Origin of the sequence: Microbacterium sp. MYb66 (assembly GCF_002979435.1) — a bacterium.
Classification (GTDB): domain Bacteria; phylum Actinomycetota; class Actinomycetes; order Actinomycetales; family Microbacteriaceae; genus Microbacterium.
Window position 1 is genome coordinate 16,995 of sequence record NZ_PCOV01000015.1, and the last position, 20,777, is coordinate 37,771.

Consider the following 20,777-nt stretch of genomic DNA (forward strand, 5'->3'; position numbering starts at 1 on the left):
AGCAAGGAGAGAGAGCAACGTGTCCACGGAAGTTCTCGCGATCATCATCAGCGCGGTCGGTGTCGTGGTGACGCTCGGCACGAGCATGTTCGTCGGCGCCGCGTGGATGGTCCGACGTATCGACGCCGTCGATGAGAAGCTCAGCTCCCGCATCGACGCCGTCGCCGCCGACGTCACCGACCTGAAGATCTCCGTCGCCCGGCTCGAAGGACCACCACGACGTCTGCTCACCGCGGGAAGGAGATGAGACGGTGACCACCGAGATCCTCACGATCGTCATCAGCGCGATCGGCATCGTACTCACCCTCGGCACCAGCCTTTTCGCCGCAGGCGCATGGATGGTGCGCAGAATCGACGATCGCATCGACGCCGTCGAAGAGAAGCTCAGCACCCGCATCGACGCTGTCGACGAGAAGCTCAGTGCTCGCATCGACGCGGTAGCCGCAGACGTCACCGACCTGAAGATATCCGTCGCCCGACTCGAGGGCCCACCGCGTCGCCTGGTCACTGCGAGCCGCTGATAGTCCCTCCGGAGGGAAGCTCTACCGCAGCACGAGGGCGGCGGCGCCGATCAGCGGCCCCTCGTCGCCCAGCCCCGAGCGCACGACACGGGTGCGGCGGGAGTACTCGTGCACGGCACTCGCGGTGAGTGCCTGCTGCACGAGGTCGATGTAGTCCGCAGACACCCGCGAGAAGCCTCCACCGATGGCCACGACATCCAGGTCGACGAGGGTGGCCGCATCCGCCAGTGCCTCCCCCACCTCCCTGGCCGATCGCTCGATCGCCGCGCGTGCGACGGCGACTCCGGCCGCCGCATCCCGCGCGAGGTCTTCACCCGTCGCCCCGGCCCAGCCCTGCTGCTGCGCCCAGGCCGCGCTCGCCGGACCCGACGCGATCTCCTCGAGCGTGAGGCCGCCTTCGCGGCGCACCTGTCCGAGATGTCCGGCGTTGCCGGTCGCACCGGGGATGTAGGCCCCGTTCGCGACGAAGCCGCCGCCGACACCGGTCGAGACGACGATCGACAGCGACGCCCCGGCGCCCTGCGTGGCGCCGAGCCAGGATTCGGCGAGCGCCAGCGCTCCTCCGTCATGGCCGAGGACGGTCGGCACGTCGCGCCCCACGATGGTGGATGCCGCCGCGCGAACAGCCTCCCGGAGGCCGAAGCCGCGGGCGAGGGGCATGTTCACCGGCATGATGGCGCCGACGGTGCGGTCGACGGGGCCGGCGCTGCCGATGCCCGCTCCGACCAGCTCGGCGTCGGCGGGCAGCGCGGCGAGTGCGTGCTCGACGATCGCGACGACGGCGGCGTCCAGCGACTCGAGCGTGGCTTCGCGGCCGGTCGCCTGCCGACTGCGGCTGCCGTCGACGAGCACGCCGTCCTCCGCGACGAGCGCGGCCTCCATCTTCGTGCCGCCGACGTCGACGGCGAGGGCGTAGCGGGTCACTGGGGGTCGAGCCCGAGGTCGTCGAGGTCGAAGGCGGCGCGCCATTCGAGTCCCTCGGCTTCGATCGCGGCCTGCGCTCCGGTCTTGCGGTCGACGATCACGGCGACCGCGACGATCTCGGCGCCTTCCTTGCGCAGGGCTTCGACGGCTTTGAGCGCCGACTGCCCGGTGGTCGAGGTGTCTTCGAGCACGACGACGCGCTTGCCCTTGACGTCGGCGCCCTCGATCTGGCGGCCGCGACCGTGGTCCTTGGGCTCCTTGCGCACGACGAACGCGTCGAGCGGGCGGTCCGCGGCGACCGAGGCGTGCAGCACGGAGTTCGCGATCGGGTCGGCGCCGAGGGTGAGGCCGCCGACGGCCACCACGTCGAGATCGCCGATCAGGTCGAGCATGATGCGGCCGATCGCGGGCGCCGCCCTGTGGTCGAGCGTGAGCTTGCGCATGTCGACGTAGTACGTCGCCTTCTTGCCGCTGGAGAGGGTGAAGTCGCCGTGGAACACCGCCTCGTCCTTGATCAGGTCGAGGAGGGTCCGGCGGTCTGCGTCGAGTGCGGTCACGGCATCCAGTGTAGGAGGTGGGCTCTAGGCTGGACGCATGCGCTTGGCCACCTGGAACGTCAACTCCATCCGCACCCGCGTCACCCGCACCGTCGAGTTCGCCGTCCGTGAAGACATCGACGTGCTGGCGATGCAGGAGATCAAGTGCAAGCCCGAGCAGTTCCCGTACGGTCCGTTCGAAGAGGCCGGGTACCACGTCGAGGTGCATGGGTTGAACCAGTGGAACGGCGTCGCCATCGCGAGCCGCCTGCCGATCACCGACGTGCGCACCGCGTTCGACGGGATGCCGGGCTTCGCGAAAGGGCATGAGGGTCCGGATGCCCCGCTCGAGGCGCGCGCTCTCGGTGCGATGGTCGACGGGGTCCGGGTCTGGAGCCTGTACGTCCCGAACGGCCGTTCGCTCGACGACCCGCACTACCTCTACAAGCTGCACTGGCTCGAGCAGCTGAAGAAGTCGACGGCCGCCGAGCTCTCGGCGAACCCCGACCTGCCGCTCGCCCTGGTCGGCGACTTCAACATCATCCCGTTCGACCACGACAACGGCGATCCCGACATCGTGGTCGGCCGGTCGACCCACGTCTCCCCGCAGGAACGCGACGCATTCTTCGCTTTCGCCGATGCCGGCGTGACCGACGTCGTGCGTCCGCTGCTCCCGGAGGGCTTCACGTACTGGGACTACCAGCGCCTGAAGTTCCCGCGCAACGAGGGCATCCGCATCGACTTCGTCCTGGGATCGCGCGCACTGGCCGAAGCGGTGACCGGCGCCTCGATCCACCGGAACGAGCGCAAGGGCGAGCAGCCCAGCGACCACGTCCCCGTCGTCGTCGACCTCGACGGTCGCCGTCTGGGAACGGACAGCGCCGAAGACGACGACCTCCCGATGATCTTCTCCTGACGGCCGCTCCCGTGAGCATGCGGCTGATCGCCACCGATCTCGACGGCACGCTGCTCGACTCCTCGTCCGCTGTCACGCCGCGCACGCGCGCGGCTCTCGATGCCGCCCGGCACCGGGGTGTGCACGTCGTGCCGGTGACGGCCCGCCAGCCCATCGGACTCCGTGCCATCGCGGCCGACGCGGCTTTCGAGGGTTGGGCGCTGTGCAGCAACGGCGCCTACGCCGTGCACCTCGACGACGGGCGGATGCTGTTCGCCGAAGAGCTCCCTGCCGACACGATCCGCACGCTCGCCGAAGCATTGCGCGCCAGCATCCCGGGCCTGCTGTTCGCGAGCGTGCGTGAAGGCGGGGAGACCTTCGTGGCGCAGCACGGCTACGCCGAGATCGCCGACCTCTCCGATCACAAGCGCGATCCTGCGACGATGGGCGGCGTACCCCTGGATCAGGTGCTCGCGGCTCCGAGTCTGAAGTTCGTGATCCGGCATCCCGAGCTCGCCCCGGCCGCGCTGTTCGACACGCTGCGCTCCCTGGGCCTCACCGGCTTCGAGGCGACGCTGTCGGGTGCGCCGTTCGTCGAGGTCATGGCCGAGGGCGTGACGAAGGCCACCGGTCTCGCTCGGCTGTGCGCGCACCTCGGCATCGATCGCGCCGAGGTCGTGGCCTTCGGCGACGCGCTCAACGACGTCGAGATGCTGCGCTGGGCGGGCCACGGCGTCGCGATGGCCGACGCCGAGCCCGTCGTGCAGGACGCCGCCGACGAGGTCACCGGATCCAACGACGGCGACGGCGTCGCACAGGTGATCGAACGGCTGCTCGGCTGAGTCTGCGGGAGACGGCTCAGTCGAACGTGCCGACCCCCGGCACCCGATCGGTCCGGCCGTAGCGGAGCAGGGTCACGCCGCCGTCGTCGGTGACGGGAGGCTCGAGAAGGCGCAGGACCGACGGCAGCGCGGAGTCGTCGAACACCTTCTTGCCCGCGCCCAGCAGGAGCGGATACACCCAGAGGTTCAGCTCGTCGAAGAGCCCTTCGGCGAGCAGCGTGTGCACGAAGTCGAGGCTGCCGATCACATGCACCTCTCGATGGGCGGCGCGCATCGCGGCCACCTGTGCCGCGAGGTCGTCGCCGACGCGCGTGCTCCCCTCCCAGTCGAGCGCGAGGTCGGCCTGTCGGGTCGCCACATACTTCGGCACCCGGTTGAACAGGGTGCCGATGTCGCCCGACTCCCCCTCGGTGTGATGCGGCCAGTACGCCGCGAAGATGTCGTACGTGCGTCGGCCGAGCAGCAGCGCATCCAGTCCGCGCATGCCCTTCTCGACCTCGGGACCGACGCCGGACGAGGGGTATCCGGCCTGCCAGCCGCTGAAGCGGAACCCACCCGAGGTGTCCTCGTCGGTGCCGCCCGGACCCTGTGCCACCCCGTCGAGCGAGGTGAACAGGTCGATCAGGATGCGGCCTGATGTGTGGTCGTTCATGTCGTACTCCTCGGTGTGCATCAGACGTCGGTTCAGACGTTCAGTTCAGCGTGCATCCGCGCGATGTGGAAGGTCGCGGCGAACGACTCCAGCAGCGACTCGTCGCCGCGGACGACGGCGACGACATCCTGCGCCAGCGCTTCGGCGGGGGTGATCTCGCCGCCGATCAGGCGACGGATGCCGGGACCGGCCACGATCACGGCATCCGGCTCCCCGTCGGGAAGCCGGCCGCCGACGGGCGGGGCCGGCGGCGCGAGCTGCGCGACCCGGAGCTCGCCCTCTCGCACGGATGCCCGCAGCGCGACGTCGCCGACGTGCAGCTCGTACTCGGCGTCCGTCGCGGTCTCCGCCTGGAACGCCGTGCGCAGCGCCATGGTGAGCGAGTCGGGGGTGACGACATCACCCTCCTCCGGATCACCCATGGCCTGGAACCCCCAGCGGCCGAGGGCGAGCATGATCGGCTCGAACGACCGCCCGTACGGGGTGAGCTCGTACACGAGGCCGCAGTTCAGCAGCGGCACCCGGCGGACGACCCCGCCCTCCTGGAGGTCTTTCAGACGCGTGGAGAGGATGTTGGTGGGGATGCGCGGCAGCCCCTGCTTGAGGTCGGTGTAGCGACGGGGTCCGACGAGCAGATCGCGGACGATGAGCAGCGCCCACCGTTCTCCGATCAGCTCGACGGCCGTCGTCACACCGCAGTACTGGCCGTAGCTGCGCGCCGCCATGTCAGGCCGACGCGGCGTGATCCGCCACGTGGTCCGGCCCGTTCTCGACGGCTTCGGGAGTCATGTAGAGGAAGCCGAGCGAGTTGCCGTCCGGGTCGTCGAGGTCGCGCGAGTACATGAAGCCGTAGTCCTGCACGGGCTTCGGCTCGGTCCCGCCGGCGGCCAGGCCCTTGGCGAGGATCGCGTCGACGTCGTCGCGGGAATCCCGGCTGAAGGCGACGGACACCTGGGCGACCTCGTTCGGGTCGGCGATGGGCTTGTCGGTGAACGTGGCGAAGAACTCGCGCTTGAGGACCATGAAGTAGATGTCCTCGCTCCAGACGATGCATGCGGCGTTCTCGTCGGTGAACTGCGGACTGATCTCACAGCCGAGGGCGGTGTAGAACGCCTTGGCCCGTTCGAGATCACGGGTGGGCAGGTTGACGAAGACCTTCGTCATGACGACTCCTCTGTCGATGCCTGGGCTCATCGGTCGGTGGGCCCTCACCCTTAGCTTGCAAAAAACAACTCTGCTTGTCAATAGCAAGTTCGATCCGATCCGCCGCACGGGGGATGCCTTCGCCCCCGCCCCGCCCTACGGTGGAGGGATGCCCGCCGCACCGTTCACCCGCACGCCGACCGAGCGTGAGCGACGAAGCGACATCCTGCTCGCGGTCATCCTGTTCGTCGGGGCCGTGCTGAGCGCAGGCCTGTCCTCGATCGCCGAGATCTACGGCGACGAGCAGGCACCGCTCTGGACCGCCCTCGTGTACGCGGCGGTCGTCACCGCCCCCCTGGCGGTCCGCCGCCGCTGGCCCGGCACGGTCGCCATCATCGTGGTGGCGGCGTACTTCACCGCGGTGACGATCCGCATCCCGGAGATCTACGTCGGCAACATCGCGATGTTCATCGCCATCTACACGGCCGGCGCCTGGATGAACAACCGTCGGCGCGCGGTCATCGTGCGCGTCGGGATCATCGTGAGCATGTTCGTGTGGCTGCTGATCACGATGTACCGCGACGCGATCCGCGAAGCCGACAAGGCGGATGTCATCGCCGGGGCCATGTCCCCCTACGTCGCCTTCATGCTCATCCAGCTGCTGTTGAACGTGCTCTACTTCGGCGGGGCCTACTACTTCGGCGAGCGCTCCTGGGCCGCGGCGGCGCAGCTCTCGGTGCTCGAGCAGCGCACGGCGGAGCTGGAGCGCGAGCGCGAGGTCACCGCCGCCCAGGCCGTCGCTCTCGACCGGGTTCGCATCGCTCGCGAGCTTCATGACGTCGTCGCCCACCATGTGTCGGTCATGGGCGTGCAGGCGGGCGCCGCGCGCCTGGTGCTCGAGCGCGATCCCGCGGAGTCGACGCGCATCCTCACCGGCATCGAGGATTCGGCGCGCGATGCGATCCACGAGCTGCGCCAACTGCTGGAGACCCTGCGCACGCCGGGCGGAGAGACGACAGATGCCGCGTCCACGCTCGAACTCGACGACATCGCCGAACTCGCCGAGGCTTCCACCGAGGCGGGGCTGCCGACCGAGTACGCGGTGATCGGGGAGCCGGTGGCGGTGCCCTCTCTCGTCGCCGTGAACCTCTACCGGATCGCGCAGGAGTCGCTGACCAACGCCCGCCGCCACGCGGGTTCCGGCGCCACCGCCGACGTCCGCGTGCGCTACGACGACGACGGCGTGGAGGTCGAGATCGTGAACACCGGCCGCACGGTCGCCCACCTCCGTCCGGGTCTCGGGCAGCTGGGGATGCGGGAGCGCGCCGCGGCATCCGGCGGCACCCTCGAGGTGACGTCGCGCGCGCTCGGGGGCGTCCGCGTCCGCGCCCGCGTTCCGCTCCCCGCGGCGACCGGATCGAGCGTGCGATGACCGACCCGATCCGCGTCCTGCTCGTCGACGACCATGCGCTGCTGCGCGCCGGGTTCCGCACGATCCTCGACACGCAGCCCGACATCACCGTGGTCGGCGAGGCCTCGTCCGGCGCCGAGGCGGTGGCGCAGGCATCCGCCCTCCACCCCGACGTCATCACGATGGACGTGCAGATGCCCGACATGGACGGCATCGAGGCGACCCGTCGCATCGTCGCCGATCCTGCGGTCGGAGCCGCCATCGCGATCGTCACGACCTTCGATCGCGACGACTACCTGCATCAGGCGCTGGAAGCCGGTGCCAGCGGCTTCCTGCTCAAGAACGCCGGCGCCGAGGACCTGATCGCCGCCGTCCGCGCTCTGGCGGCGGGCGACGGGATGCTCGCCCCCGAGGTGACGCGTCGCGTGCTGGCTCGGTTCGCCGCGACCCCCGCGTCGCCACCGGCGGCAGCGGCAGCCGTGTCGATCGGGAGCGGCACGATCCCGAGGGTCGACCTCGCCGAGCCGCTCACCGAACGCGAGGCCGAGGTGCTCACGCTGCTCGCCGATGCCCGCAGCAACGCCGAGATCGCGCGAGCCCTGTTCATCGGCGAGGCGACGGTCAAGACGCACGTCTCACGCATCCTCCAGAAGCTCGGCGCGCGCGATCGCGTGCAGGCGGTCGTGCTCGCGCACCGCATGGGCCTCGCCTAGAGCGGGCCGGCGTGATCGACTACTGGAATCACAACACGGCCTACCACCCGTGGATCCTCCGCGCCGCCTCCCGCGGTCGCACGGACGATGTCCTCGACGTCGGATGCGGGGACGGCCTGCTGCTGCAGAGGTTCGCACCGTCGTGCCTGACGGTGACGGGAGTCGAGCCCGACGCGGCAACGGCTGAGCGTGCGCGCACACGGCTCCGGAGCACGTCGAACGCCACCGTCATCCCCACCGATTTCGCGGACTTCGACGCCGACGGCCGTCGATTCGACGTCATCACCTTCGTGGCCACGCTCCACCACATGGACGCGCGATCGTCGCTGGCGAAGGCGGCGGCGCTCCTTCGACCAGGGGGATGTCTGCTGGTCGTCGGCCTCGCCGCCAATCGGACGATCGCCGACGGGCTCCTCTCCGCGCTCGCGCTGCCGTGGGTGCGGCTGGGATCGATGCTGCACCGGGAGTCCCGCGACATCGGCGTCCCCACCGCCCCCGCGGAGCTGAGCGTGGCCGACATCCGCGCCCTCGCCGGAGAGCTGCTCCCCGGCGCCCGCCTCAGGCGCGGTCTTTACTATCGCTACCTGCTGTCCTGGACAAAACCGACCACCGAGTCGGAGGGCACCGAGCCGGAGGGCACCGAGCCGGAGGGCACCGAGCCGGAGGGCACGGTCGCCGACGCTCCGCGATAGCCTCGGAGCCATGCCCGAAGCAGCGTCCCTGTCCCGCCCGATCCTGGCGGGGGTCGTGACCGCGCTGGTGGGATTCACGAGCTCGTTCGCGGTCGTGCTGACGGGTCTGGATGCCGTCGGGGCGGATGCGGCGCAGGCGGCGAGCGGGCTCCTCGCCGTCAGCCTGACGATGGGCCTCGCGTGCGTCGTGCTCGCGTGGCGGTACCGGATGCCGATCACCGTCGCCTGGTCCACGCCCGGAGCGGCCCTGCTCGTGGCGACGGGCACCGTGGAGGGCGGCTGGCCCGCGGCGGTCGGGGCGTTCCTCGTGACGGCCGCGCTCATCCTGCTCACGGCCCTGTGGCCGGCATTGGGCGCCCTGATCGCGCGCATCCCGCCGTCGATCGCGCAGGCGATGCTCGCCGGCGTGCTGCTGCCGCTGTGTCTCGCCCCGATCACGGGCATCGTCGCGAATCCCTGGGGCGTGGTACCGGTCGTGCTCACCTGGCTGGTGTTCGCGCGCCTCGCGCCGCGCTGGGCGGTGCCCCTCGCTTTCGTCGCAGCGGCCGTGGTCGTCGCGGTGTCGCTGATCGGTGCAGGCACGCCGTTCGACCCTGCGCTGCTTCTGCCGCGGCTCGAGTTCACGGCGCCGACGTTCACGGTCGGCGCGCTCATCGGGCTCGCGCTGCCGCTGTTCATCGTGACGATGGCCTCCCAGAACGTCCCGGGCATCGCGATCATGCGCAGCTTCGGGTACGAGGTGCCCTGGCGTCCGGCGATGCTCGTCACCGGGCTCGGCACCGCGCTCGGAGCGACCGCGGGCGGCCACGCCATCAACCTCGCCGCGATCAGCGCCGCGCTCGCCGCATCGCCGGATGCCGACCCCGATCCGAAGCGGCGCTGGGTGGCCGGCGTCTCCACCGGAGCGTCGTACCTCGTGCTGGGCGGGTTCTCGGCCGCCTTCGCCGCGCTCGTGCTGCTCGCGCCCGCCGCCGTGATCCCCGCGGTCGCCGGCCTCGCCCTGTTCGCCGCGTTCGGCGCGTCGGTGCAGCAGGCGATCGACGACCCGGGCGAGCGGATCCCCGCTGTCGTGACCTTCCTGGTGGCGGCATCCGGGGTCGCGCTGCTCGGGATCAGCGCGGCGTTCTGGGCGCTCGTCGCCGGGCTCGTGGTGCGCACGGTGCTGCACGCCGGACGCCGCTGAACCCGGCATCCACCCGACGGCTGATCCCGGGGAGTCCGCCGTGCGGGGGATGCCCCCGACACCTGCGCTCCGTAACGTGAGGGGCATGACGACAGGAATGCTCGAACTCTCCGGCATCACCAAGAGCTACGGCTCTCGGCGCGTGCTCGACGACGTGTCCTTCACGGTCGCCCCCGGGCGCCTGACGGGGTTCGTCGGCGGCAACGGCGCCGGCAAGACCACGACCATGCGGATCGTCCTCGGGCTGCTGTCCTCCGACGGCGGCAGCGTCGACCTCGACGGGGCACCGCTCACCGCCGAGGACCGCCGCCGCTTCGGGTACATGCCCGAGGAGCGCGGTCTCTACCCGAAGATGAAGGTGCTCGAGCAGATCGTGTACCTCGCCCGACTGCACGGTTTCGGCAAGCAGGATGCCGCGGAGCGGGCGACCGCGCTGCTCACCGAGCTCGGTCTCGGCGAGCGGCTGAACGACACGATCGAGTCGCTGTCGCTCGGCAACCAGCAGCGGGCGCAGATCGCCGCCTCGCTCGTGCACGACCCCGAGGTGCTCATCCTCGACGAGCCGTTCTCCGGTCTCGACCCGCTCGCGGTCGACGTGGTCGCCGGCGTCCTGCAGTCCAGCGCCGCGAAGGGCGCCTCCATCCTGTTCTCCTCCCATCAGCTCGACGTGGTCGAGCGCCTGTGCGACGACCTCGTCATCCTCGCCGGCGGCACGATCCGTGCTGCCGGCTCCCGGGATGCGCTGCGTGCCGAGCACGCTCGCGACCGCTACGAGCTGGTCTCGGCCGGAGACGCCGGGTGGCTGCGCACCGAGCCCGGTGTGACGGTCGTCGACTTCGAGGGCGGCTACGCGCTGTTCGACGCGGACGGCCCCGAGACGGCGCAGCGCGTGCTGCAGTCCGCGGTCGCACGCGGCGACGTCGCGAGCTTCGCGCCGAAGCATCCGTCCCTCGCCCAGATCTTCAAGGAGGTCATCCAGTGAGCACCCCCGCCCCCGTCCGCAGCACCAACGGCATCTGGCTCGTCGCCGAGCGCGAGATCGGATCGAAGCTGCGCAGCAAGGCCTTCCTGATCTCCACCGGCATCCTGCTGGTGCTCGCGCTCGCCGGCATCATCCTCGGCGGCTTCGCGAGCAAGAACACCGACATGACGCCGATCGCCGTGACGGCGGAGACCTCCGCCGCCGTCTCCGCCATCCCGGGCTTCGAAGTGACCACCGTGGCCGACCAGGCCGCCGCCGAGAAGCTCGTGCGCGACGACGAGGTCGACGCCGCCGTGCTGCCGGGCGACGGGCCGTCGGGCTACACGATCATCGCGCTGCAGGATGCGCCGAGCTCCCTCGTCTCGGCACTGTCCCAGTCGCCGGACGTCGTGATCCTGGAGCCGGTCACGACGAACCCGCTGCTGCGGTACTTCATCGCGATCGCCTTCGGCCTCGTGTTCATGATGGCCGCGGCGACGTTCGGCGGCACCATCGCGCAGAGCATCGTGGAGGAGAAGCAGACCCGCGTGGTCGAGGTGCTGCTGTCGGCGATCCCCGCGCGCACCCTCCTCGCCGGCAAGGTCATCGGCAACACCGTGCTCGCGATGGGGCAGATCCTCGCCCTCGCCGCAGTGGCCACGATCGGGCTGATCGTGACCGGTCAACGCGAGGTGCTGACCACGCTCGGAGCGCCGATCATCTGGTTCGCCGTCTTCTTCCTGTTCGGCTTCATCCTGCTGGCGGCCATGTTCGCGGCCGCCGCCTCGATGGTGTCTCGCCAAGAGGACATCGGCTCGACGACCACACCGATCACGATGCTGATCATGGCGCCGTACATCCTGGTCATCGTCTTCAACGACAACCCGCTGGTGCTGACGATCATGTCGTACGTGCCGTTCTCGGCTCCGGTCGGCATGCCGATGCGCCTGTTCGTCGGCGAGGCGCAGTGGTGGGAGCCGCTGCTGAGCCTGGTGATCCTGCTCGCGAGCTGCGTGGCCGCGATCGCCATCGGCGCGAAGATCTACGAGAACTCGCTGCTGCGGATGGGCTCGCGGGTCAAGCTCAAGGATGCGCTGCGCGGCTGAGACGGCGCAACCGAGAAGCCCCCTGCTCCGCATCGCGCGGGCAGGGGGCTTCTCTGCGAAGACCCCGGGTCAGATCACGCCGTCGGCGAGTGTCGTCGGGTTGCCGAAGCGGTGGTTGGTGATCGACACGGCCTGCTCGTGCAGGAACGGCAGCATCTCGACGCGGCCGGCGCCGGTCACGGCGTGCGACCAGACCGCCACATCCGGGCTCCCGCCGAGCGCCTCGTGCAGCGCCGCGACGTCGCCGCCGACGAGTCGCACGCGCTGCCAGGAGTTCGTGGCCTTGGCGTAGCGCTTGGTCCACGCGGCATCCGTCTCGTGCTTCACGCTCACGCCGTGCGCCCGCAGGGCCTTCTCCACCCGGGAGGGCAGGGCCGGCGCCGACACGGTGAACGGGCTGCCGCTGCGCAGGGCGGCGGCGAGCACGCGGATGCCGTCGACCAGCGGCGTGTTCTCGGAGATGCGCACGTCGACCGCGACCGGGCGGTAGCGGAAGAGGTTGCGCTCGACCCCGAGTCCGGACTTGTCGCTGACCGTGCCGAACTCGTCGACCCAGGCGCGCTCATCGGATGCCGCGGCCCGCTGCAGCCACTCCGCCTCCAGCGCGTCGACCTCTCCGGCTGCGGCATCGAAGAGCGCGTCGACGACGGGCACCACGGCCGCGCCGGGGGCCACGGCCGGGAGCGCTGCGGCCTTCCACTCCCCCAGGCCGAAGAGGTAGTTCGGACCGCCGGCCTTCGCGCCCGCACCGACGGCCGAGCGCTTCCAGCCGCCGAACGGCTGCCGCTGCACGATCGCGCCGGTGATGCCGCGGTTCACGTACAGGTTGCCGGCCTCGACGCGGTCGAGCCAGGTGGCGACCTCGTCGGAGTCGAGCGAGTGCAGCCCCGCGGTGAGCCCGTAGTCGACGGCGTTCTGCAGGCGCAGGGCCTCGTCCAGATCCTTGGCGTGCATGACGCCGAGCACCGGTCCGAAGAACTCGGTCAGGTGGAAGTACGAGCCCTCGCGCACGCCGGTCTTCACGCCCGGCGTCCACTGCTTCCCCTCGTCGTCGAGCTTGCGCGGCTTCACGAGCCAGCGCTCCCCCTTCTCGAGCTTCGTCAGCGCCGTGAGCAGCTTGCCGTTCGCGGGCTCGATGATCGGGCCCATCTGCGTGGCGGGGTCGTCGGGCAGGCCGACGCGCATCGAGGTCACGGCATCCACCAGTTGACGCTCGAACCGCTTCGAATCGGCGACGGATCCGACGAGGATCGCCAGCGACGCGGCGGAGCACTTCTGACCCGCGTGGCCGAAGGCGCTGCGGGCGACGTCGGCGGCGGCCAGGTCGAGGTCGGCCGAGGGAGTCACGATGATCGCGTTCTTGCCGCTGGTCTCGGCGAGGAGCGGGAGGTCGGAGCGGAACGAGCGGAACAGCTGCGCCGTCTCGTACGCGCCTGTGAGGATCACGCGGTCCACCGCGGGGCCGGCGACCAGGCGCGTGCCGAGGTCGCGGGAGGCCAGGTCGACGAGGGCGAGCAGGTCGCGCGGCACGCCCGCCGCCCACAGCGCCTCCACCATCACGGCACCGCAGCGCTGGGTGAGCTTGGCGGGCTTGATGATCACGGCCGAGCCGGAGGCCAGACCCGCCAGCACGCCGCCGGCGGGGATGGCGACCGGGAAGTTCCACGGCGGTGTGACCACCGTGACCTTCGACGGCACGAACTCGGCGCCGGAGACGGTCTCGAGATCCTTGGCGCGCTCGGCGTAATAGTGCGCGAAGTCGATGGCCTCGCTGATCTCGGGGTCGGACTCGGCGATGGTCTTGCCCGCTTCATGGGCCATGATCTCGATGAGCTGTCCGCGACGTGCGGCGAGCTCATCGCCGGCACGGTGCAGGACGGCGGCCCGGTCGGCGGCCGGCAGTGCGGCCCACTTCTCGGCCGCGGCGAGCGCTGCGGAGAAGATGCCGTCGAGCTCGGCATCCGTCTCGACCTTGGCGATCGCGATGGTGTCCAGGCCCAGGGTCGAGCCCACCGACCGGGCGAGGATCTCCCGACCCCAGGTGCGGTTCGCGGCGATGGCCGGATCGGTGTCGGCTTGGTTCTCGAAGCCGGTCGTCGTGCCGGACGGCGTCTCCGCAGTGCGGTCCTGCACACGGTGAGCGGCCGGGACGAACTCCGGCTCGTCGAGCTGGAGGGCGGCGAGCGAGCGCTCGAAACGCTCCCGCTCCCGGGTGAGGAGCGTCGGGTTCGAGGCGAGCTCGAACACCGCCGACATGAAGTTCTCCGGGCTGGCGTTCTCCTCGAGGCGGCGCACCAGGTAGGCGATCGCGACGTCGAACTCGGCCGGGTTCACGACGGGCGTGTAGAGCAGCAGTCGTCCGACGTCCTTGCGGACGGCTTCGGCCTGCCCCGTCGCCATGCCGAGCAGCATCTCGTACTCGACGAGGGGATCGGCACCGGTGGGGTCGCTCACGCCGCGGGCCTGCGCGAGCAGCCAGGTGTACGCGATGTCGAACAGGTTGTGGCCCGCGATGCCGATGCGCACGGCGTCCAGTCGCTCGGGCGTCATCGCCCAGTCCAGCACCCGCTTGTAGTTGGTGTCGGAGTCCTGCTTGGTGTCGTAGGTCGCGAGCGGCCAGCCGTGGATCGCGGCGTCGACCTCTTCCATCGCGAGGTTCGCGCCCTTCACGACGCGCACCTTGATGGGCGCTCCGCCCTTCGCGCGACGGGCGGCTGCCCACTCCTGCAGGTGCTGCATGGCGCCGAGAGCGTCGGGCAGGTACGCCTGCAGCACGATGCCGGCTTCGAGGTTCTCGAGGCCCGGCTGGTCGAGGATGCTCGTGAAGGCCGCGATCGTCAGGTCGAGGTCGCGGTACTCCTCCATGTCGAGGTTGATGAACTTGGCCTTGCCCTGTGCCCCCTTCGCCGCTCTGCTGGAGGCTTCTGCTTTGGCCGCGAGCTCGTAGAGCGGGGTGAGCTTCTCGACGACATCCGCCACGGCCTCGTCGAACGACCACATCGAGAGCTGGCTCACGACGCTGGAGACCTTGATCGACACGTAGTCGACGTCGTCTCGGGCGAGGAAGTCGCGGGTGCCCTGCAGGCGGTGCCCGGCTTCGCGCTCGCCGAGCACGGCCTCGCCGAGGAGGTTGAGGTTCAGGCGGTTGCCGCTCTTGCGCAGCTTCGCGATCGCGGGGCCGAGCTTGGAGGGGGTCGCGTCGAGCACGAGGTGCCCGACCATCGCACGCAGCACGCGGCGCGAGATGGGCACGACGACACCCGGGAGCTTCGGCGCCCAGAAGCCGCCGGTCTTGATCGCGGCGCGCAGGTAGCCGGGCAGCAGGGTCGGCGTGATCTCCGAGATCTCGGCGAGCTTGCGACCGGCCACGCGCAGGTCTTCCGGACGCATGACGCCGTCGACGAAGCCGACCGTGAACGCGAGTCCGTTCGGGTCCTTGAGAACTTCGGACAGGCGCTGGGCCGCCGGCTCGACGGGGTGGGTCTCACTCTCGACGAGCCAGCGCTGCACGAGGGCGGCGACGTCTTCGGTGCGGGGGGTGGTGTCATCGATGACAGTCATGGACGGGAACCTTCCGAAGGAGCGCACACCAGGGTCGAGTGTGCGGCTGGATCATTGTCCTGCGGCTCGGTAGGCTCCGTCTATCAACCGATTTGCGTGGATTCTGTTCACTCACGCTGAACGAATGGACCGGCCGTGCTGGACGTCAACCGATTGCGGATGCTCGTGGAGCTGTCGCGCCGCGGAACCCTCTCCGCGGTTGCCGATGCCCTGTCCTACAGCAAGGCCTCGGTGTCGCAGCAGCTGAGTGCCCTGGAGCGCGACGTGGGCGTGCCGCTGCTGCGCCGGGTGGGCCGCGGCGTGCAGTTCACGCCGCAGGGGAACGTGCTCGTCGCTCAGGCCGTCGGCATCCTCGATCAGCTCGAGCATGCCGAGGTCGCCGTCGCCGAATCGCTCACCGAGGTGACGGGCACGGTGGGGATCGCGGTGTTCCAGTCGACGGCGCACTCCCTGCTCCCCCGCGCGCTCGAGGCCCTCAAGGAGCGGCATCCGGCTCTGCGCGTCGAGGTGACCGAGTGCGATCCGGAGACCGGACTCGTCGGGGTGTCCAGCCGCGACTTCGACCTGATCCTCGCCGAGCAGTACCCCGGACGCACCCGCCCGATCCACGCCGATCTCGACCGGGTGGTGCTCGCCCACGATGCGATCGCACTCGCTCGACACCCCGGCGCCCCTGCGCACGCCGACGCCTTCGCCGCGCTGTGGTCGACGCGCGAGGAGCCCTGGGTGCTCGAGCCCGCCGGCACCGCGTCTCGCGCCTGGGCCGAACAGCTCTGCCGCACCGCGGGGTTCGAACCCGACGTGCGGTTCGAGATCGCCGACCTCACCGCCCACGTGCGGCTGATCCATGCGGGGCTCGCGGTGGGCCTGCTGCCGGAGCTCGTCTGGGCGGGCGACACGCCGACGGTCGATCTGTCGCCGCTCCCCCACGAGCCGCGACGCGAGATCTTCTCGTCCGCACGGCGGGTGTCGGCGGACGCCCCCTCGATCCGCGCCGTCCGCAGCGCGCTGGCCGACGCGGCGACGCACAACCTCCCGGTCTGACCCGTCGCCGGTTCAGGCGCTGCACAGGCCACGCAGAAGCGGCGAGCCTATCGTTGCTCGGGATGCTCCGCTCCCACCCCCGCCTCCCTGCCGCCCGGCATTTCGCCCTCACCTGGGGGATCGCCGACCAGCACGGCGGGATGACCAGCGCGATGCTGCGCCGCTCCCGCGCCTTCCGCCGCCTCGGCGGGGTCGACGTCGACATCCTCACACTCGACGATCGTCCGGACTACCCGGAGTTCGCGCAACGCCTCCACGCCGCCGGCGAGCTCATCGACGGACTGCGAGTCCGCAACCTCTGGGACGAGCTGCGCGGCGAGCTGCCTCCGGCGCGCGGCGAGACGCCGCCCGTTCCTGCGCTGCTGCACCCGGAGGACGGCGACGTCGTGGCCACGCACGAGGGCACGGTGCTGAGCCGGGTGCGCCGCGAGGAAGCCGGACGCCTGGCCGTCGACCGGTTCCGTCGCGATGGGTCGCTCCTCGCCACCGAACGGTCCGGCGAGGAGCGCAAGATCGTGCTCTACGCCGTCGACGGCTCCCCGATCCGGAGCTGGCGGACGAGCGCGGGGCTGCACCGGTGGTGGTTCGATCGACTGACCGGCGGCAAGCCCAGCTTCCTGTTGGTCGACTCGAAGACGGCGGCGCGGTCGGTCGCGGGATACCGGCGGGAGAACGTCACCACGGTGCACATCATCCACGCGTCCCATCGGCTGGGCGGACGACCGGGAACCCTGCGGACGTCCCGCGCGTCGGTGCTGCGGCGCGCCGGCGACTTCGACGAGATCGTCGTGCTCACCCCGCGTCAGCGCACCGACCTCATCGACGATCTCGCCTCCGTCGATGTCGAGGCCCGGATCCGCACGATCCCGAATGCGGTGGAGCTGCCGCCGATCACCGCCGTCGCCCGTGATGCGACGCACGGCGTGGTGGTCGCGTCCCTGAATCGCCGCAAGCGTCTCGAGCATGCGGTGGCGGCCGCCGCGAAGGCGCACTCCGTCGACGCCCGGATCGATGCGGACATCATCGGCGAAGGGCCGCGCGAGGCCGCGTTGCGTCAGCGCATCCGGAGTCTCGAGGCCGAGGAGTTCGTCCGCCTGCGCGGGTACGACCCCGATGCCCGCTCCGCCTTCCGGACCGCCGGCTTCAGCCTGCTCACCTCGACGTCCGAAGGGCTTCCGCTCGTGCTCGTCGAGAGCATGGCCGCCGGATGCATCCCGCTCGCCTACGACATCCGCTACGGACCGGCGGACATGATCAGCGACGGCGTCGACGGCTTCCTCCTCCCGAACGGCGACATCTCGGGCATGGCCAGACGGATCGTCGAGCTGCAGTCGATGCCGGCCGCGGCGGTCGCGGCGATGCGGGGTCGGGCGGTCGCGAAGGCCGCGGAGTTCTCCGACAACGCGATCACCGTGCGCTGGTCGCGCGACCTGCGGGCCGCGTACGACGCGAAGCTGCTCGCCGCCGCGCGGGATCAGCCGCTGACGGTGCGGTTGCGACGACGCGCCGGCGTGGTGCGTCGACGAGTGCGCCACGCGCTCGCGCGCTGAGCATCATCTCGATGCGGACCCGTTGAGACTTCTCGGGAATATGCATGCACATGCATCTGTTTGCCCCCGTGTACCCGGACGAAGGAGTCCGATCCACTCCTTCCGAAAGGCACTTCCGTGAGCACTCCTGTCATCGACCGCACCGCACCGACCGAGCACCCCGTCCTCGACGTGCTCGCCGGACGCTGGAGCCCCCGCGCCTTCGACGCGCAGAACTCGATCGACGAGGCCAAGCTCGCCACCGCCCTCGAAGCTGCGCGGTGGAGCCCCTCCGCCAACAACACGCAGCCCTGGCGCTTCATCGTCGCCCGCCGCGGCACCGCGCTGCACGCGCAGGTCGTCGACTCCCTGATGGGCTTCAACCAGGCCTGGGCGGGCAACGCCGCCGTGCTCGTCGTCGCGATCGCCGAGACGGCCACGGCCGACGGCACGCCGATCACGCACGCGCTCTACGACCTCGGCCAGGCGGTCGCGCACTTCTCGGTCCAGGCCCACCACGACGGCCTCGTCGTGCACCAGATGAGCGGCTTCGACCCGGAGGTCGTGCGCGAGTTCGCCGACCTCGAGTCGCGCTTCGTGCCCTTCACGGTCTTCGCCGTGGGCGAGTTCGGCGACATCGAGACCCTTCCCGAGGTGCTGCAGGAGCGCGAGGTCGCCCCGCGCGTGCGTCGCCCGATCGCCGAGACGGTCGTCCTCAGCGCCTGACGCGAGTTTCTGTCAACGGGGCCTCCGGATGTCCGGGGGCCCCGTTAGCGTGCCGGGATGGACTCCTTCCTCCGCATCACCGGAGCGCGGACGAACAACCTGCGCGACGTCTCCGTCGACGTCCCCAAGAAGCTGCTGACGGTCTTCACCGGCGTCTCCGGATCCGGCAAGTCGTCCCTGGTGCTCGACACGATCGCCGCCGAGGCGCAGCGACTCGTCAACGACTCCTACTCGACCTTCATCCGCGCACGGCTGCCGCAGATGCCCGCGCCCGATGTGCAGGCCATGGACGGTCTGACGTTCACGGTGCTGATCGACCAGCGCCGGTTCACGGGGAACGCGCGTTCGACCGTCGCCACCGCGACCGACCTCGCCTCGCTCGTCCGGCTCGTCTTCTCGCGCGTCGGCGAGCCCTCCGCCGGCTACTCCCCCGCGTACTCGTTCAACGATCCGAGCGGCATGTGCCCGACGTGCGAGGGCCTGGGCACCGTGTACGACATCGACATCGACGCGCTGATCGACCCCGAGAAGAGCATCGACGAAGGACCGGTGCGGTTCAGCCTGTTCCGCCCCGGCGTGTACCGGTGGAAGCGCTTCGCGTACTGCGGTCTGTTCGACCGCGAGAAGCCCCTCAAGGACTACACAGCCGAGGAGATGGACCAGTTCCTCTACGCCGACCGGCTCAAGCTCGACGACCCCGACCCGCGCTTCCCGCAGAGCGCCCGGTTCGACGGCGTGATCACCCGCATGCGCGATGTGTTCCTCAAACAGCGCCCCGTCAAGATGTCGGCGTCGGTGCGCGCCGAGCTCGACCGGCTCGTGACCCACCACACCTGTCCGGACTGCCACGGCGCCCGGGTCAACGAGGCCGCACGAGCGAGCCTGATCGACGGGCGCTCGATCGTGGACTGGATGGCGATGCCGGTGGCCGAGCTGCACGCGCTGCTCGACGACTTCGACGATCCCCGGGTCGCGCCCGCGGTCGACGGCATCCGCCACGTGCTCGATGCCCTCCTGTCGGTGGGTCTCGGCTACCTCACGCTCGACCGCGAGTCGGCGACCCTGTCCGGCGGCGAGGCTCAGCGCGTCAAGATCGTGCGGCACCTCGGCAGCGCCCTGACCGACGTGACCTACGTGTTCGACGAGCCCAGCACCGGGCTGCATCCGGCCGACATCCAGCGGCTCGTGGCGCTGCTGCAGCGCCTGCGCGATGCGGGCAACACGATCCTGGTCGTCGAGCATCATCCCCAGGTGATCGCGGTCGCCGATCACGTCGTCGACCTCGGACCCGGTGCGGGAGCGGGCGGCGGGCTCGTGCAGTTCGATGGCACGCCCGCAGCACTTCGCGGCAGCGACACCCTCACCGGGCGCCTGCTCGCCGAGCCCCTGCACCTCGCCACGGTCGCGAGGGAGGCGCAGGGCCAGGTCACCGTGCGGGAGGCGCGCTCGCACAACCTCCGCGGCTTCGACGTCGACATCCCACTCGGGGTGCTGACAGCCGTCACCGGTGTCGCCGGTTCGGGCAAGAGCTCCTTCGCCACCGCCGAGCTGCCGCGGCAGCATCCCGAGTTCTCCGTCGTCGGACAGGACCCGCTCCGGGGCGGAGCCCGATCCACGTCGCTGAGCATCCTGCGGATCGCCGACACCGTGCGCGAGGTGTTCGCCGCGGCCTCCGGTCTCGATCCCTCCTGGTTCAGCTTCAACTCCCGCGGGGCATGCCCCACCTGCCGCGGCCGCGGACACATCACGACCGAGCTCGCCTTCCTCGACGACGTCTCCCTGCCCTGCGACGCGTGCGCCGGACTGCGCTTCAACCCGAAGGCACTCGGACCGCGAGTGGGCGGGGCTTCGATCGCCGACGTCCTGGCATCACCCCCCGGCGAGGTGAGTCTGCTGTTCTCGGAACATCCCGACGTGGTCGACGCGCTCGACTGGGTGCAGCGCACCGGGCTCGGGTACATTCCCGTCGGCCGGTCGCTCGACACGCTCTCGGGCGGAGAGAAGCAGCGGCTGCTCCTCGCGCGGCACCTCAGCGACCCCCGTCGCGATCCGGCCGATCGGATCATCCTCGACGAGCCCACGTCCGGTCTCCACCCGAACGACGTCGACACGATCAACCGGCTCTTCGACGCGCTGCTCGACGACGGGGCGACCCTGGTCGTGGTCGAGCACAATCTGCGTGTGGTCGCCCGCGCCGATCACGTGATCGACATCGGGCCCGGTGCCGGATCCGACGGGGGAACGCTGATGTTCTCAGGGCTTCCGGCCGACCTCGCGCAGGACGACACCTCCCTCACCGGCCGCGCACTCGCCTCAGCATCCCGGCACATCGCCTGAC

At 70.5% G+C, this 20,777-nt stretch carries 20 protein-coding genes; 14 read left to right on the forward strand and 6 right to left on the reverse strand.

The window, feature by feature from the left end:
- Positions 1-19: 19 nt before the first annotated feature.
- Both CQ045_RS18120 and CQ045_RS18125 read left to right on the forward strand, forming a co-directional pair.
- Positions 20-247: a hypothetical protein gene (locus tag CQ045_RS18120; protein ID WP_105527391.1), complete on the forward strand. Its 228-nt coding sequence runs from the start codon at positions 20-22 to the stop codon at positions 245-247.
- Between the two features lie 4 nt (positions 248-251).
- Complete coding sequence (locus CQ045_RS18125; RefSeq protein ID WP_105726328.1) at positions 252-521, forward strand: hypothetical protein; 270 nt, start codon at positions 252-254, stop codon at positions 519-521.
- 21 nt (positions 522-542) lie between these two features.
- On the opposite strand, the gene CQ045_RS18130 is transcribed toward CQ045_RS18125, so the two are convergent.
- Together CQ045_RS18130 and pyrE are read right to left on the reverse strand one after the other, a co-directional pair.
- A complete protein-coding gene (locus CQ045_RS18130; protein ID WP_105726330.1) occupies positions 543-1,445 on the reverse strand; it encodes an ROK family protein in 903 nt (300 codons plus the stop codon).
- On the reverse strand, positions 1,442-2,002 hold the full coding sequence (pyrE, locus tag CQ045_RS18135) for an orotate phosphoribosyltransferase (RefSeq protein WP_105726332.1): 561 nt from the start codon (positions 2,000-2,002) through the stop codon (positions 1,442-1,444). The genes CQ045_RS18130 and pyrE overlap by 4 nt, the downstream gene beginning before the upstream one ends.
- Positions 2,003-2,039: 37 nt before the next feature.
- On the opposite strand from pyrE, the gene CQ045_RS18140 reads away from it, so the two are divergent.
- Positions 2,040-2,897, forward strand: a complete 858-nt coding sequence (locus CQ045_RS18140) for an exodeoxyribonuclease III (RefSeq protein ID WP_105726334.1) — start codon at positions 2,040-2,042, stop codon at positions 2,895-2,897.
- 17 nt (positions 2,898-2,914) lie between these two features.
- Entirely contained in the window at positions 2,915-3,718 is an 804-nt protein-coding gene (locus CQ045_RS18145) for an HAD family hydrolase (RefSeq protein ID WP_105726336.1), read from the forward strand.
- Positions 3,719-3,734: 16 nt separating this feature from the next.
- Here CQ045_RS18145 and CQ045_RS18150 read toward each other — a convergent pair whose 3' ends face one another.
- Genes CQ045_RS18150 through CQ045_RS18160 form a run of 3 tightly spaced genes read right to left on the reverse strand, consistent with a single transcriptional unit; the run spans position 3,735 to position 5,534 of the window.
- The gene (locus CQ045_RS18150) at positions 3,735-4,370 is read right to left on the reverse strand and encodes a dihydrofolate reductase family protein (protein WP_105726376.1); all 636 of its coding nucleotides are present in this window, start codon (positions 4,368-4,370) and stop codon (positions 3,735-3,737) included.
- Positions 4,371-4,402: 32 nt separating this feature from the next.
- The gene (locus CQ045_RS18155) at positions 4,403-5,095 is read right to left on the reverse strand and encodes a helix-turn-helix domain-containing protein (RefSeq protein WP_105726338.1); all 693 of its coding nucleotides are present in this window, start codon (positions 5,093-5,095) and stop codon (positions 4,403-4,405) included.
- 1 nt (position 5,096) lies between these two features.
- On the reverse strand, positions 5,097-5,534 hold the full coding sequence (locus CQ045_RS18160) for a VOC family protein (RefSeq protein ID WP_105726340.1): 438 nt from the start codon (positions 5,532-5,534) through the stop codon (positions 5,097-5,099).
- Between the two features lie 148 nt (positions 5,535-5,682).
- Between CQ045_RS18160 and CQ045_RS18165 the strand changes: the two genes are divergently transcribed.
- From CQ045_RS18165 to CQ045_RS18190, 6 genes are all read left to right on the forward strand, one after another.
- Entirely contained in the window at positions 5,683-6,945 is a 1,263-nt protein-coding gene (locus tag CQ045_RS18165) for a sensor histidine kinase (RefSeq protein WP_105726342.1), read from the forward strand.
- A complete protein-coding gene (locus tag CQ045_RS18170; RefSeq protein ID WP_105726343.1) occupies positions 6,942-7,637 on the forward strand; it encodes a response regulator transcription factor in 696 nt (231 codons plus the stop codon). The genes CQ045_RS18165 and CQ045_RS18170 overlap by 4 nt, the downstream gene beginning before the upstream one ends.
- An 11-nt stretch (positions 7,638-7,648) precedes the next feature.
- Complete coding sequence (locus CQ045_RS18175) at positions 7,649-8,329, forward strand: bifunctional 2-polyprenyl-6-hydroxyphenol methylase/3-demethylubiquinol 3-O-methyltransferase UbiG (RefSeq protein WP_105726345.1); 681 nt, start codon at positions 7,649-7,651, stop codon at positions 8,327-8,329.
- A 10-nt stretch (positions 8,330-8,339) separates the two neighbouring features.
- The gene (locus CQ045_RS18180) at positions 8,340-9,512 is read left to right on the forward strand and encodes a benzoate/H(+) symporter BenE family transporter (RefSeq protein WP_105726347.1); all 1,173 of its coding nucleotides are present in this window, start codon (positions 8,340-8,342) and stop codon (positions 9,510-9,512) included.
- 97 nt (positions 9,513-9,609) lie between these two features.
- On the forward strand, positions 9,610-10,494 hold the full coding sequence (locus CQ045_RS18185; RefSeq protein ID WP_105726349.1) for an ABC transporter ATP-binding protein: 885 nt from the start codon (positions 9,610-9,612) through the stop codon (positions 10,492-10,494).
- Positions 10,491-11,579 (forward strand): ABC transporter permease, encoded by a 1,089-nt coding sequence (locus CQ045_RS18190; RefSeq protein WP_105726351.1) that lies wholly within the window; start codon positions 10,491-10,493, stop codon positions 11,577-11,579. Before CQ045_RS18185 ends, CQ045_RS18190 begins: the two co-directional genes overlap by 4 nt.
- A gap of 69 nt (positions 11,580-11,648) precedes the next feature.
- Here CQ045_RS18190 and CQ045_RS18195 read toward each other — a convergent pair whose 3' ends face one another.
- Positions 11,649-15,140: a bifunctional proline dehydrogenase/L-glutamate gamma-semialdehyde dehydrogenase gene (locus CQ045_RS18195; RefSeq protein ID WP_105726353.1), complete on the reverse strand. Its 3,492-nt coding sequence runs from the start codon at positions 15,138-15,140 to the stop codon at positions 11,649-11,651.
- A gap of 135 nt (positions 15,141-15,275) precedes the next feature.
- Between CQ045_RS18195 and CQ045_RS18200 the strand changes: the two genes are divergently transcribed.
- From CQ045_RS18200 to CQ045_RS18215, 4 genes are all read left to right on the forward strand, one after another.
- Positions 15,276-16,184: a LysR substrate-binding domain-containing protein gene (locus tag CQ045_RS18200; RefSeq protein ID WP_105726355.1), complete on the forward strand. Its 909-nt coding sequence runs from the start codon at positions 15,276-15,278 to the stop codon at positions 16,182-16,184.
- A 62-nt stretch (positions 16,185-16,246) separates the two neighbouring features.
- On the forward strand, positions 16,247-17,734 hold the full coding sequence (locus CQ045_RS18205; RefSeq protein WP_105726357.1) for a glycosyltransferase: 1,488 nt from the start codon (positions 16,247-16,249) through the stop codon (positions 17,732-17,734).
- Between the two features lie 117 nt (positions 17,735-17,851).
- The gene (locus tag CQ045_RS18210) at positions 17,852-18,439 is read left to right on the forward strand and encodes a nitroreductase family protein (RefSeq protein ID WP_105726359.1); all 588 of its coding nucleotides are present in this window, start codon (positions 17,852-17,854) and stop codon (positions 18,437-18,439) included.
- 57 nt (positions 18,440-18,496) lie between these two features.
- Complete coding sequence (locus tag CQ045_RS18215; RefSeq protein ID WP_181156638.1) at positions 18,497-20,776, forward strand: ATP-binding cassette domain-containing protein; 2,280 nt, start codon at positions 18,497-18,499, stop codon at positions 20,774-20,776.
- Position 20,777: the final 1 nt, after the last annotated feature.

Bases quoted from the DNA above. Each gene is read 5' to 3' on its own strand.
- CQ045_RS18140 (WP_105726334.1), top strand. From the start codon at position 2,040: ATGCGCTTGGCCACCTGGAACGTCAACTCCATCCGCACCCGCGTCACC.
- CQ045_RS18145 (WP_105726336.1), top strand. From the start codon at position 2,915: ATGCGGCTGATCGCCACCGATCTCGACGGCACGCTGCTCGACTCCTCG.
- CQ045_RS18150 (WP_105726376.1), bottom strand. From the start codon at position 4,370: ATGAACGACCACACATCAGGCCGCATCCTGATCGACCTGTTCACCTCG.
- CQ045_RS18155 (WP_105726338.1), bottom strand. From the start codon at position 5,095: ATGGCGGCGCGCAGCTACGGCCAGTACTGCGGTGTGACGACGGCCGTC.
- CQ045_RS18160 (WP_105726340.1), bottom strand. From the start codon at position 5,534: ATGACGAAGGTCTTCGTCAACCTGCCCACCCGTGATCTCGAACGGGCC.
- CQ045_RS18165 (WP_105726342.1), top strand. From the start codon at position 5,683: ATGCCCGCCGCACCGTTCACCCGCACGCCGACCGAGCGTGAGCGACGA.
- CQ045_RS18170 (WP_105726343.1), top strand. From the start codon at position 6,942: ATGACCGACCCGATCCGCGTCCTGCTCGTCGACGACCATGCGCTGCTG.
- CQ045_RS18180 (WP_105726347.1), top strand. From the start codon at position 8,340: ATGCCCGAAGCAGCGTCCCTGTCCCGCCCGATCCTGGCGGGGGTCGTG.
- CQ045_RS18185 (WP_105726349.1), top strand. From the start codon at position 9,610: ATGCTCGAACTCTCCGGCATCACCAAGAGCTACGGCTCTCGGCGCGTG.
- CQ045_RS18195 (WP_105726353.1), bottom strand. From the start codon at position 15,140: ATGACTGTCATCGATGACACCACCCCCCGCACCGAAGACGTCGCCGCC.
- CQ045_RS18205 (WP_105726357.1), top strand. From the start codon at position 16,247: ATGCTCCGCTCCCACCCCCGCCTCCCTGCCGCCCGGCATTTCGCCCTC.
- CQ045_RS18215 (WP_181156638.1), top strand. From the start codon at position 18,497: ATGGACTCCTTCCTCCGCATCACCGGAGCGCGGACGAACAACCTGCGC.